The sequence below is a fragment of the Prevotella sp. Sow4_E9_plate genome (assembly GCF_052116205.1).
Taxonomy (GTDB): domain Bacteria; phylum Bacteroidota; class Bacteroidia; order Bacteroidales; family Bacteroidaceae; genus Prevotella.
Genome location: NZ_JBQKLN010000016.1, coordinates 69,338 through 81,806 on the forward strand (window position 1 = coordinate 69,338; position 12,469 = coordinate 81,806).

The following is a 12,469-nucleotide window of genomic DNA, read 5'->3' on the forward strand; positions in this document are numbered from 1 at the left end:
TTCAGCACCTCTTCCTATATCCATCGACGCCCCAATCCACTATCGAGAACAGACGGAGGCACATCTATATAGAACAGCAAAGGCTTAAAAATGAGCATGAATGACCCCACACTTTCTGTTAATCTTTACTATATTCCAGCGGGAAAACTTGCAGGATAATGGGAATATAAGTATCTTTGCATACGAATTTCTGAAACGATTGTCTCACAAAGACATAAAATTAAGAGAGAAACTTTTTTTTAGGATAATATAGAGATTACAAAAACAAATGAAAAAAGGACTTTTTGCACTCGCTTTGGGTACATTCACCCTGGGCATGACTGAGTTTATCATCGAGGGTATCATTACCGATGTTGCCCACAACATGAACGTATCCATTCCAGAGGCAGGCCACCTCATCTCCATCTATGCGCTGGGCGTCTGTGCTGGAGCCTTCTCACTGATACTCATGCACAAGTATCGCCCTAAGAAGATATTGATGTTCCTGGCTTCCATCATCACCATCGGAGCCATCATCGCATCCGTAGCCCCAACTTACTGGCTGTTGCTCTGCGCCCGATTCATTCAGGGTCTGCCTCATGGTGCCTACTTCGGAACGGCTACCATCGTGGCTGTGAAGATGGCAAAGGAGGGAAAGGGAACCAAGGCGGTGGCAATGATGTGTGCTGGAATGCCGGTAGCCAATCTGGTGGGCGTACCTATCGGCACCTTCCTGAGTCATGCGTTCAGCTGGCGAGTACCATTTGTCAGTTGCATATTGCTCGGTATCATGACGATGTATATGATTCACAGATGGGTTCCGGACGTGGCAGCGTTGCCGAATAAGGGAATGAAAGCACAGTTCCACTTCCTCCGCAGCTTGGCTCCCTGGCTCATCATCGCAGCCACCTTCCTGGGCAATGGCGGCATTCTCTGCTGGTTCAGCTACATCTCTCCTTTGCTTCAGATGGAGGGCGGATTCAGCGCAGCCAGCATCTCATTGCTGATGATTCTTGCCGGCGGTGGAATGGTAGTTGGTAACCAGGTGAGTGCGTTGCTTGCCGACCGTTTCAAGCCGGGGCGCTTCACCTGTTATCTCCAGTTTCTTGCGGCAGCATCGTTATTGCTCACCTTCTTCCTCGCTCCTTTCGGCTGGATATCAGTAGCGTTGATGTTCGTCTGCTGCGTCTGTCTTTTCGGCATCGGTTCGCCAGAGCAGTTCCTCATTGTGAAGCACGCCAAAGGTGGCGAAATGCTGGGTGGATGCTGCATTCAGGGTGCCTTCAACCTGGGCAATGCCGTGGGCGCTTTCCTCGGTGGTATTCCGGTAGCAATGGGATTGGGCTATAACTATCCAGCCCTCATCGGAGTGCCGATGGCATTGGCTGGAGCTATCTGTTTGCTGGTTTTTCATAAGAAATATGAATAAAATGTGCGATAATCCGAAATAAAAAAGTATCTTTGCAAAATAATTGCAATATAAACAAAAAACATGATGAAACTTAACAAGACATTCTTAACACTCGGTCTGGCAGCTGCCCTGCTGCAGATGCCAGCCTCATCGTTCGCCCAAAATGCGGGCGGCAGTCGTCAGAATCCACTCTTGCAGAAGAGCAGTCTCCCATTCGGAGCTCCAGATTTCAGCAAGATTAAGGAGAGTGATTATCTTCCTGCTTTCGAAGCAGCCATCAAGGATCAGCGTGCCAACATCCAGAAGATTGTAAGCAACAAGAAGAAGCCTACCTTCCAGAACACCATCCTCGCTTATGAGAACAGCGGTATGTTGCTGGATCGTGTTTCCAACGTATTCTTCGGTCTTACCAGTGCCCACAAGACTCCAGGCATTGCAGAAACCCAGAAGAAGGTAATGCCTCTGCTCACCAATCTGGAAAACGAGATTTCATTCAACCAGAAACTCTTCGAGCGCATCAAATATGTTTATGACAACGAATACAAGAAGCTCAAGGGTGAGGACAAGCGACTCACCGAGGTCATCTATAAGGGTTTCGTCCGTTCAGGAGCCCTGCTTTCTCCAGAGAAGATGGAGCGCATGAAGCAGATCAACTCACGCATCTCAGAACTCCAGGAGCAGTTTGGCAATCTTCTTCCTGCAGCCACCAACAACGCCGTGGTTTGGGTAAACAGCAAGGAAGAACTCGCAGGCCTGAGCGATGCTGACATCGCACAATGCAAGAAGGATGCAGAGAGCCGTGGAGGCAAGGCACCTTACTGCATCGTCATCGTGAACACCACCCAGCAGGCTATCCTCACCAATCTCCAGAACCGTGAGCTCCGCCGCAAGGTTTATATGGCAAGCATCCACCGTGCTGACGGAACCAATCCTGAGTTCAACACCTTCCCTATCGTAACCGAGATTGCCAAGTTGCGTGCAGAGAAGGGACAGCTGATGGGTTACAACAACTACGCCGAGTACTCATTGGAGAAGACAATGGCTAAGAACACCAAGAATGTAAACGCATTCCTGCAGCAGCTGATCAAGGAATATGCGCCAAAGGCTGATGCTGAGACCCGCGACATTGAGGCTTATGCTCAGAAGACTGAGGGCAAGGACTTCAAGTTGCAGCCATACGACCGCTTCTACTATTCTGCAAAGATGAAGAAGGAGATGCTCAACATCTCTGACAATGAGATCAAGCCATACTTCAACATCGACAGCGTGCAGGTGAACGGTGTGTTCTATGCAGCTCATCGCGTATACGGCTTGAACTTCAAGCAGCGCAAGGACATTCCTACCTATCACCCAGACATGAAGGTGTTCGAGGTAAGCGACAAGAACGGCAAGCCTATCGCCCTCTTCTACAGCGACTACTTCCGTCGCCCTACCAAGCGTGGCGGTGCATGGATGAGTGCCTTTGCCAAGCAGAGCGACAAGTGGGGACAGTTGCCTATTATATATAATGTATGCAACAACGCCAAGGCACCGGAGGGTCAGCCTACCCTGATTACATGGGATGAGGTTTGCACCCTTTTCCATGAGTTCGGTCACGCCCTCCATGGAATGTTGTCAAAGTGCGGTTACAATACGCTTTCAGGAACAGCCGTGGCTCGCGACTTTGTGGAAATGCCATCCCAGTTTAATGAGTCATTCGCCAGCATTCCAGAAATCTTCGACCACTACGCCCGTCACACCCAGACCGGAGCAGCCATGCCAGCCGACCTGAAGGAGCGCATGCTGAAGAGCATCAACTTCCAGCCAGCCTATGCCCTGGGTGAGAATCTGGCAGCCACCTGCCTCGACCTGGCTTGGCACGAGTTGACACCAGACGAGATTCCTTCACCATATATGGCAGGCGCCTTCGAGAAGGAAGCCCTGAACAATGTAGGTCTGCTCAATTCTCAGATTCCTCCTCGCTACTCTACCACCTATTTCAACCATGTATGGGGCGGTGGTTATGCAGCAGGTTACTACAGCTATCTCTGGACAGAGGTGCTTGCCGTGAATGTGGCAGATTACTTTGCCAAGCATGGTGCCTTGGATCCAGCCGTTGGTCAGGCATTCCGCGATAAGGTTCTGAGCCGTGGCAACACCAAGGACCAGATGGAAATGTTCACCGACTTCACCGGCATGAAGCAGCCAGATGCTTCCGGCTTGTTGAAGGCAAGAGGAATGTAAGACAAGAAAATCATATAAGAAAAAAGCGTCTCCCTGAGAAATCAGGAGGACGCTTTTTCTTTTATAAGACTTTATCAACTATTTTACCGCCATAGGAGTCCAGTTCTTCAAGAAGCGGAGAACCTTCTTCTCATCATAGCCTTTACCTTCTTCCAGGAAGCTGGAGTCCTGGATATGGAGAACAGTTCCCTTCTCATCCAAAACCACAAAGACTGGGAAACCGAAACGGGCAGGATTGTTCAGGCGCTTCATCAATGACTCTGCCTTCTTTACAGCCTCAGCACCCGCAGCTTTGCGAGGATTGTAATTCACGTGGATGTACTCGAAGCTGTCATTCACCGCCTTGTTTACCGCAGTATCCTTCTCTACGAAATCGGCAAACTTCAAGCACCAAGGGCACCAGTTGCCACCCACCTGACAAATCACGAACTTGCCTTCAGCCTTCGCCTTGACCAAGGCCTCATCAATCTGAGTCATCGGATCAATGCTCTCATTATACACTTTCTTCAATGCTCCCTGAGCATGCGCCATCACAACAACCATGGTCATCATGAAGGCAAGAGTTACGAGTCTTCTCATACGAAATACTAATTATTGTTTCTCTAAATTATTGTTTCTCTATTATTGTTCTAATTCATCCTTTCGTTTTATCTCTTTAAAAGGGGCAGCACCCCAGGAAGGAATCAACCCATGTCAAACGGAGTCAATACATTCCTGAGCTTTTCGAAATCAGCCTTCGTGATGCGCCTGCCCCGAAGACTGCGCACCTGCGGGAAAACAGCGAAATAAGACTCCTGCGTAGTGTACCAGTTATGCGAACTCAACTCACTAACCGTCAACAGCTGGCGTTCCAGACTGCGGGCGAACCTGGGACTTACCCTAGAAAGGAAATGCTTGCCATCCTTCAGTTCTACAGCCAGAATCAGATAGGTCTGAGGTCCTGCTGCCTTCTTCCTAGCCACCACATTCTCGCTCACCTTCCAGCCTTTGGTAGAAGTCATCACCCGAATATCCCAACCGTATTTACGATTCAGACTGTCCATCATGCCCCGGAACACGACACCATGAGGAGCCGTATCCTTCAGTCCCGTATAACCGATGATATAATGTATCATCTCGTGCAGAAGCACACTCTTTGCCTGCTTGTCGGTCATATCATAATAGGTAGACATGGAGAGTTTGAAATCGTAAAGCTTGGTACGTCCCCATCGGGAAGAACGCTTGAAGGCAAGTTGTCCCAACCGGGTCTTGGCACGAGTCAGTCCCAGCTCCGGCAACGGCAGTTTACCCCCGAAATATTCCTGGTCAAAACGTTTGAACCACTCCTCCATCCAGTCTATAGTTACTATCATATCTGTATATTTATCGTATATTTATTCAGACGAATCGTCTACATATTACAAAACGAGTGCAAAGATACATTTTTTTCCGGAAAAACATTCATATTTATTAGAAAATGAGTAACTTTGCAGCCAAATTTTAAAACGAGAAATGAATAAAACAGCACAGCACATCATTGACATACAGAATGTGTCTAAAAGATTTGGCGAGAAAGTAGCCCTCAACGACATCAACCTCTTTGTGAGAAAGGGCGAATTCGTGACCATTCTCGGTCCTTCGGGATGCGGAAAAACTACTCTCCTGCGACTTCTGGCTGGATTCGAGACAGCCACAGAGGGCATCATCACCATAGCAGGGAATGATATTACCAACCTGCCACCCTACAAACGCAACGTAAACACGGTGTTCCAGAAATACGCCCTGTTTCCTCACCTCAATGTATTTGACAACATCGCTTTCGGCTTGAAACTCAAGAACACGCCGAAGGACCAGATCATGCCTAAGGTGAAGCGTGCCTTGAAGATGGTGAACATGAGCGATTACGAATACCGCGACGTCAACTCGCTTTCGGGTGGACAGCAGCAGCGCATTGCTATCGCCCGTGCCATCGTGAACGAGCCGGAAGTACTCCTGCTCGATGAACCACTTGCAGCACTTGACCTGAAGATGCGCAAGGACATGCAGCTGGAACTGAAGGAAATGCACGAGCGACTGGGCATTACCTTCATCTACGTAACCCACGACCAGGAAGAAGCCCTGACCCTGAGCGACACCATCGTGGTGATGAGCGAGGGAGAGATTCAGCAGATAGGACCCCCTACCGATATCTACAACGAGCCAGCCAACTCTTTTGTGGCAGACTTCATCGGCGAGAGCAACATCTTCTGCGGAACGATGGTCCACGACTGTCTGGTCAAGGTGGCAGGAGCAGAGATTCCTTGTGTGGACAAGGGATTCGGCTGCAACCAGGAAGTGGATGTAGTGATCAGACCGGAAGACATCGAAGTTTCTACCGACACAGAGCACGCCCAGTTTGTAGGCAAGATAACCTCATCCATCTTCAAAGGCGTGCACTACGAGATGCTTGCCGAGAGCGACAAGGGCTACGAGTTCCTGATTCAGAACTACAAGCATTTCGAGGTGGGACAGACCATCGGCATGAGCGTGATTCCCGACAACATCCACATCATGAAGAAGGAGCACACCACGAACACCTTCCAGGCGAAGGTGAACGGCGACGGAACCATCGAGTTCCTGGGCTGCGAATACCAGATAGAGATTCCGGAAGAGAAGAAGAGCCAGATTCATACCGATGAAGAAGGCAAGGAAGTGATCAACGTAAACGTAGATTTCGGAAAGATTGAGCTTTTCGACAACGAGAGCGAAGGAACCTTTACCGGTGACATCTGCTTCATTCTCTATAAGGGCGACCATTATCACCTGACCGTAGACACCGACTGGGGCGAGAAGCTCTATGTAGACACTCAGGATGTCTGGGACCTTGGCGACCATGTGGCAATCACCATTCCAAGAGAAAGCATTTCGTTTGAATAAAAATTATAAATTATTAATTATCAATTATAAATTGAACATTATCAAGTTTATATCCTCTCGACAAAGCTGGTCTATTCCATACGCCATCTTTGCGGCAATATTCGTGGTGCTGCCGTTGATTCTCATCGTAGTGTTCGCATTTACCGATGAAAACGGGAGTTTGACGCTCTACAATTTCCAGAAATTCCTGGCGCACCCGGAAGCCATCAATACCTTCGTGTATTCTATCGGCATTGCCTTTCTCAACACCCTGCTCTGCATTCTGTTGGGTTATCCGGCTGCCTATATTCTGACCCAGACCAAGATGAAATACGCCAACACCATCGTGATGCTCTTCATCCTGCCGATGTGGGTGAACATCCTGGTGCGCACACTTGCCACCGTGGCACTCTTCGATTTCGCCGACCTCCCGTTGGGCGAAGGCGCCCTGTTGTTTGGTATGGTCTACAACTTCATCCCATTCATGATTTATCCTATCTATAATACGCTGCAGAAGATGGACCGCAGCTACATAGAGGCAGCCGAAGACCTGGGCGCATCGCCCTGGCAACAGTTCATCAAAGTCATCCTTCCCCTCTCCATGCCGGGCGTGGCTAGTGGCATTCTGATGGTTTTCATGCCCACCATCTCCACCTTCGCCATTTCGGAACTGCTGACAATGAACAACATCAAGCTCTTCGGAACAACCATCCAGGAGAACATCAACAATTCAATGTGGAACTATGGTGCAGCCCTCTCGCTCATCATGCTCTTCCTCATCGGCGCATCAACATTGATTGCCGGTGACGGCAGCAAGCAGGAAGGAGGTATCAGATGATGCAAACAATATTCAGCAAGGAAATGATGAAAACAATATTCAGCAGGGAAATGATGAAGAAAGTATTCTGCCAGGGCTATCTGTGGCTGCTCCTGCTGCTGCTCTATTCCCCTATTCTCATCATCGTCATCTTCTCGTTTACCGAGGCAAGGGTGATGGGCAACTGGACCGGCTTCTCCCTGCAGCTCTACAAGAATCTCTTCGTAGAGGGAACCCACCATTCGTTGACAGCGGCACTCGTCAATACGATTAGCATCGCGCTGATTACCGCCACCGTTTCGACCCTCTTCGGAACCCTCACCGCCATCGGAATCTATAATCTGCGTAACCGTTATGCGAGAAACGCCATCCAGTTTGTGAACAACATTCCGATATTGAACGGCGACATCATCATCGGTATTTCGCTCTTCCTGCTCTTCATCACGCTGGGCATTCCTCAGGGCTATACTACGGTGGTCATCTCTCACATCACCTTCTGTATGCCCTACGTCATTCTGAGCGTAATGCCTAGATTGAAGCAGATGAACCCGAACCTCTATGAGGCGGCACTCGACCTGGGAGCTTCACCGATGCAGGCTTTGCGCAAGGTGATTATCCCTGAAATATTGCCGGGAATGATTTCGGGCTTCATGCTCGCCATCACCATGAGTATCGACGATTTCGCCGTGACCATCTTCACCATCGGCAACGAAGGTCTGGAGACGCTCTCCACCTTTATCTATGCAGATGCGAGAAAGGGAGGACTGACGCCGGAACTCCGTCCGCTGAGTACGATTATCTTCGTGCTGGTGCTCGTGATGCTGATTATCATCAATCGTCGTTCAGAAAAAAACAAGAAGAAATAAGATGAAGAACAAGATATTTTTGGGAGTTAAAGGAGTCAAGGGAGTTAAAGGAGTCAAGGGAGTTAAAGGAGTCAAGGGAGTTAAAGGAGTCAAGACAATAGCTTTTCTTTTCCTGAGCCTGCTGATGATTCTGCAGCTCTCTTCCTGCTACAACAAGGAGAACAGGGAGGAGATTCTGAAGGTTTACAACTGGGGAGACTACATTGACGAGGATATTCTTGCAGAATTCCCGAAATGGTATGAGGAACAGACCGGCAAGAAGATCCGGGTCATCTACCAGACCTTCGACATCAATGAGGTGATGCTGACCAAGATTGAGCGCGGTCATGAAGACTACGACGTGGTGTGTCCGTCGGAATACATCATCGAGCGAATGCTCCGCAAGGACCTTCTGCTGCCCATCGACACCGCGTTCGGCAAGACTCCGAACTATCTGAAGAACGTGTCGCCCTACATCGTGGAGCAGATTGATGCAACTTCCAATCACGGTCGCATCGCCCACAACTATGCCGTTCCCTATATGTGGGGAACCTGCGGAATCTTATATAATAAGGTACACGTACCGCAGAAGGACGCACAGACCTGGGGCACGCTCTGGAACAGGAAGTATCGTGGCAAGTTGCTGATGAAGGATTCCTACCGCGATTCCTACGGCACGGCTCTGATTTGGGAACACCGCAAAGACCTGGCTGCAGGCAAGGTAACCGTTCCGGAACTGATGAACGATTATTCGCCAAAGGCTATTGCCACCGTAGAAAGACAGCTGAAGGCGCTGAAGCCCAACATCGAGGGATGGGAGGCAGACTTCGGCAAGGAAACGATGACCAAGGGAAAGGCTTACCTGAACATGACCTGGAGCGGTGATGCTGTATGGGCGATAGAGGAAGCCGGAAACGTGGGTGTTGATTTGGGTTATGAAGTGCCGAAGGAAGGCAGCAACGTATGGTTTGACGGTTGGGTGATTCCGAAATACTCCCGCAATCCGAAGGCTGCCTCCTACTTCATCAACTATCTCTGCCAGGAAGACGTGGCACTTGCCAACATGGAGACCACGGGTTATGTGAGCAGCGTGGCTGGCAGGAAGGTGCTGGAAGCGATGAGCGACAAGGAAGCTTATCCTGAGACTGTGAACCTGGCTTACTTCTTTGGAGAGGAAGGCAGAAAGGCGCACCTGAATCCAATCATGTATCCGGACAGCACAGTGGTGGCAAGATGCGCCATGATTCATGATGCTGGCGATCATACTCCAGAAGTTTTGGACATGTGGTCGAAGGTGAAGGGCGACAACCTGGGTGGCGGAATCGTTATCTTCCTCTTAGCCGTAGTCCTTGCCCTGACCGTCTTCGTAGCCATCAAGAAATATGAGCACTACAAGCACAGAAGATTGTCAAGAAAGCATCGCAGAAGACACGTGGTAAAGGTAAAAGGGTAAAAAAGTAAAAAGGTAAAAGGGTAAAAAGCTTTACTTTTTATGGGAAAATTGAACTTTTTTGAAGAAAAACAGAAAAAAGTTGCAGAAAAATTTGGTGGAATGAAAAAAAAGTACTACCTTTGCACTCGCTTTTAAGAACAAAGCGTTTGGGTAGTTACCAGAGTGGCCAAATGGGGCAGACTGTAAATCTGCTGGCTATGCCTTCGGTGGTTCGAATCCATCACTACCCACTTTTCCCAAAATAACTCAAAAAATTTAAGAGTCCGGTTTTCGAAAGAGAATCGGATTTTTTTGTTTTACAGATTCACAGGAACACAAACAACATAAAAAAGCGATGGATTTCTACAGTCCATCGCTTTTCTTATTTCAAGATTATCCCAATCAAAAGATTAGTCCTTCAGGCTCTCCTGATACCAGTCGAAGAGTTTCTTCACACCATCCTCGATTTCTACCTTATGAGTCCATCCTAGGCTATGGAGCTTATCTACGGAGATGAGCTTGCGCATGGTTCCATCTGGCTTGCTGGCGTCAAACTCAACCTCACCTTCGAAACCTACTGCCTTTACTACAAGCTCTGAAAGCTCACGGATGGTAAGTTCCTTACCGGTTCCCACGTTGATGTGGCAGTTGCGAATCTCACCGAGAGATGGGATTGCACCACCTCTACCTTCAGAATTGTTTCTATCCACAGCACCATCCACCTTGGCACCATAGAATACAGAGCTGTATTTCTCAATGCCGATGATGTCCTTGAAGTCCACATTCAGGAGCACATGAACACTGGCGTCAGCCATATCCTCGCTCCAGAGGAACTCACGCAAAGGCTTGCCGGTTCCCCAAAGCACCACCTTGTTGTCGTAGATTCCGTAGAACTCCAGCGCCTTCAGAATGCGCTCGTGAGAGTTGCTGCCGTCCACATTACCCTCGCCGATAATGGCGCGAAGCTTGTCAGTAGGGTTGATAGGACGCTTGTTCATATCTACCTCAATACTGTGCCAGTCGCCGTCATGGATGAGCTTGGCAAGATAAATCTTGCGCATCATCGCAGGCATTACGTGACTGTTCTCCAGGTGGAAATTATCATTCGGACCATAGAGGTTGGTTGGCATTACTGCGATATAGTTGGTTCCATACTGAAGGTTGTAGCTCTCGCACATCTTCAGTCCGGCAATCTTGGCAATGGCGTATTCCTCGTTGGTGTATTCCAAAGGAGAAGTAAGGAGCACGTCCTCCTTCATAGGCTGCGGTGCATTCTTTGGATAGATGCAGGTAGAGCCCAGGAAGAGGAGTTTCTTCACGCCATGAGAATAGGCATTGCTGATCACGTTGCACTGAATCTTCATGTTCTGCATGATGAAGTCGGCACGATAGAGCGAATTTGCCATGATTCCGCCCACGAAGGCTGCAGCCAGAACCACTGCATCTGGCTTCTCCTCATCAAAGAACTTCTCTACTGCATACTGGTCGGTCAAGTCGAGTTCTTTATGAGAACGACCCACCAGGTTATGATAGCCTCTCTTCTCGAGGTTATTCCAGATAGCAGACCCCACAAGTCCGTGGTGTCCTGCTATATAAATCTTTGAATTCTTATCCAACATAATTACCTAACAATTCCCTTTTCCAAGTATTCCACGAGGTTGCAGCGAACCTTCTCGCCAGCATCCTCGGCAGCCACCTTCGCCATATCGCTCTCTACCATGATCTTGACGAGATCCTCGAAAGAGGTAGAATTAGGATTCCAGTTGAGCTTAGCCTTAGCCTTTGTTGGGTCACCCCAGAGGTTCACCACGTCGGTAGGACGATAGAAGTCAGGAGAAACCTCAACGAGTGTCTTGCCGATGAGTTCCTCAGGACCCTCAACGCAGATACCCTTCTCGTTCTCATTCTTGCCTTCCCACTTCAGTTCGATTCCAACATAGTGGAAAGCCAGCTGGGCGAACTCACGGACAGAGTGCTGCTTACCGGTAGCAATGACGAAATCCTCTGGCTTCTCTGCCTGGAGAATCAGCCACATGCACTCTACGTAATCCTTAGCATAACCCCAGTCGCGGAGAGAATCCAGGTTACCGAGATAGAGCTTGCTCTGCTTGCCCTGCTTGATACGGGCTGCAGCCAGCGTAATCTTGCGGGTAACGAAAGTCTCGCCACGGCGCTCACTCTCATGGTTGAAGAGAATACCTGAGCAGCAGAACATGTTGTAAGCCTCACGATATTCCTTGACAATCCAGAAGCCATACTGCTTGGCAACAGCGTATGGAGAATAAGGGTGGAACGGAGTGTTCTCGTTCTGTGGGACCTCTTCTACCTTACCGTAAAGCTCGGAGGTAGAAGCCTGATACATGCGGCAGGTTTCTGACAAACCACACTGGCGGATAGCCTCCAGGATGCGGAGAACGCCCGTTGCGTCTACATCGGCAGTAAACTCCGGAGAGTCGAAACTTACCTGTACATGGCTCTGTGCCGCAAGGTTGTAAACCTCTGTAGGTTTCACCTTGTTCATCACCTGGATGATACTCATGGAGTCACCGAGGTCGGCATAATGAAGATGGAAATTTGGGGTACCTTCCAGATGAGCGATGCGCTCGCGATAGTCGGTAGATGAACGTCGGATAGTTCCGTGAACATCATACCCCTTACTCTGCAGCAACTCTGCCAAATAAGAGCCATCCTGACCTGTAATACCCGTGATTAAAGCTACTTTTCTTTTTTCCATTTATTTTTTATATCAATACTGCGTTAAATTAATATTTAATCGTCTGTAAATCAATAACTTATATTAAGAAATGCTTATGAAAACTTAACTATAAAAAGTTGGTCAAGTCGCTGATTTTCAGTAACTTTGCAAATCACGACAAACGCAAAATTAT

The 12,469-nt window shown here is 48.8% G+C and carries 10 protein-coding genes and 1 tRNA gene; 7 read left to right on the forward strand and 4 right to left on the reverse strand.

Translation table 11 applies throughout. The features are described from left to right. Positions 1 to 268 precede the first annotated feature (268 nt). Complete coding sequence (locus tag ACTQ53_RS08360; RefSeq protein WP_294971231.1) at positions 269 to 1,408, forward strand: MFS transporter; 1,140 nt, start codon at positions 269 to 271, stop codon at positions 1,406 to 1,408. 63 nt (positions 1,409 to 1,471) lie between these two features. Continuing rightward, positions 1,472 to 3,613 (forward strand): M3 family metallopeptidase, encoded by a 2,142-nt coding sequence (locus ACTQ53_RS08365; RefSeq protein WP_441932708.1) that lies wholly within the window; start codon positions 1,472 to 1,474, stop codon positions 3,611 to 3,613. Positions 3,614 to 3,691: 78 nt separating this feature from the next. Here ACTQ53_RS08365 and ACTQ53_RS08370 read toward each other — a convergent pair whose 3' ends face one another. Then, complete coding sequence (locus tag ACTQ53_RS08370; protein ID WP_441932709.1) at positions 3,692 to 4,192, reverse strand: DUF255 domain-containing protein; 501 nt, start codon at positions 4,190 to 4,192, stop codon at positions 3,692 to 3,694. Between the two features lie 104 nt (positions 4,193 to 4,296). Next, positions 4,297 to 4,965, reverse strand: a complete 669-nt coding sequence (locus ACTQ53_RS08375; RefSeq protein WP_441932710.1) for a SprT-like domain-containing protein — start codon at positions 4,963 to 4,965, stop codon at positions 4,297 to 4,299. 139 nt (positions 4,966 to 5,104) lie between these two features. Here ACTQ53_RS08375 and potA point away from each other — a divergent pair, with 139 nt between their 5' ends. The 5 genes from potA to ACTQ53_RS08400 all read left to right on the forward strand — a co-directional run bounded on the left by potA (position 5,105) and on the right by ACTQ53_RS08400 (position 9,832). Beyond that, the gene (potA, locus tag ACTQ53_RS08380; RefSeq protein WP_441932711.1) at positions 5,105 to 6,508 is read left to right on the forward strand and encodes a polyamine ABC transporter ATP-binding protein; all 1,404 of its coding nucleotides are present in this window, start codon (positions 5,105 to 5,107) and stop codon (positions 6,506 to 6,508) included. Positions 6,509 to 6,539: 31 nt separating this feature from the next. After that, the gene (locus ACTQ53_RS08385; protein ID WP_264951671.1) at positions 6,540 to 7,325 is read left to right on the forward strand and encodes an ABC transporter permease; all 786 of its coding nucleotides are present in this window, start codon (positions 6,540 to 6,542) and stop codon (positions 7,323 to 7,325) included. A 50-nt stretch (positions 7,326 to 7,375) separates the two neighbouring features. Next, positions 7,376 to 8,170, forward strand: a complete 795-nt coding sequence (locus ACTQ53_RS08390) for an ABC transporter permease (RefSeq protein ID WP_441932715.1) — start codon at positions 7,376 to 7,378, stop codon at positions 8,168 to 8,170. Positions 8,171 to 8,294: 124 nt separating this feature from the next. Next, positions 8,295 to 9,602 (forward strand): ABC transporter substrate-binding protein, encoded by a 1,308-nt coding sequence (locus ACTQ53_RS08395; protein ID WP_441932716.1) that lies wholly within the window; start codon positions 8,295 to 8,297, stop codon positions 9,600 to 9,602. Between the two features lie 148 nt (positions 9,603 to 9,750). After that, positions 9,751 to 9,832: transfer RNA gene (locus ACTQ53_RS08400), tRNA-Tyr, on the forward strand. A gap of 159 nt (positions 9,833 to 9,991) precedes the next feature. Here ACTQ53_RS08400 and ACTQ53_RS08405 read toward each other — a convergent pair. Further along, positions 9,992 to 11,200 carry a GDP-L-fucose synthase family protein gene (locus ACTQ53_RS08405; protein WP_441932712.1) on the reverse strand — a complete coding sequence of 403 codons (1,209 nt, stop codon included), beginning with the start codon at positions 11,198 to 11,200 and terminating at the stop codon, positions 9,992 to 9,994. Positions 11,201 to 11,202: 2 nt separating this feature from the next. Further along, positions 11,203 to 12,315 (reverse strand): GDP-mannose 4,6-dehydratase, encoded by a 1,113-nt coding sequence (gmd, locus tag ACTQ53_RS08410; protein WP_441932713.1) that lies wholly within the window; start codon positions 12,313 to 12,315, stop codon positions 11,203 to 11,205. Positions 12,316 to 12,469 lie beyond the last annotated feature (154 nt).

What these genes read in the sequence shown, in the direction of transcription:
- ACTQ53_RS08375 (WP_441932710.1), bottom strand. Translation starts at nt 4,965, where the DNA reads ATGATAGTAACTATAGACTGGATGGAGGAGTGGTTCAAACGTTTTGAC.
- ACTQ53_RS08405 (WP_441932712.1), bottom strand. Translation starts at nt 11,200, where the DNA reads ATGTTGGATAAGAATTCAAAGATTTATATAGCAGGACACCACGGACTT.
- ACTQ53_RS08365 (WP_441932708.1), top strand. Translation starts at nt 1,472, where the DNA reads ATGATGAAACTTAACAAGACATTCTTAACACTCGGTCTGGCAGCTGCC.
- ACTQ53_RS08390 (WP_441932715.1), top strand. Translation starts at nt 7,376, where the DNA reads ATGATGAAGAAAGTATTCTGCCAGGGCTATCTGTGGCTGCTCCTGCTG.
- ACTQ53_RS08360 (WP_294971231.1), top strand. Translation starts at nt 269, where the DNA reads ATGAAAAAAGGACTTTTTGCACTCGCTTTGGGTACATTCACCCTGGGC.
- gmd (WP_441932713.1), bottom strand. Translation starts at nt 12,315, where the DNA reads ATGGAAAAAAGAAAAGTAGCTTTAATCACGGGTATTACAGGTCAGGAT.
- ACTQ53_RS08370 (WP_441932709.1), bottom strand. Translation starts at nt 4,192, where the DNA reads ATGAGAAGACTCGTAACTCTTGCCTTCATGATGACCATGGTTGTTGTG.
- ACTQ53_RS08395 (WP_441932716.1), top strand. Translation starts at nt 8,295, where the DNA reads ATGATTCTGCAGCTCTCTTCCTGCTACAACAAGGAGAACAGGGAGGAG.
- potA (WP_441932711.1), top strand. Translation starts at nt 5,105, where the DNA reads ATGAATAAAACAGCACAGCACATCATTGACATACAGAATGTGTCTAAA.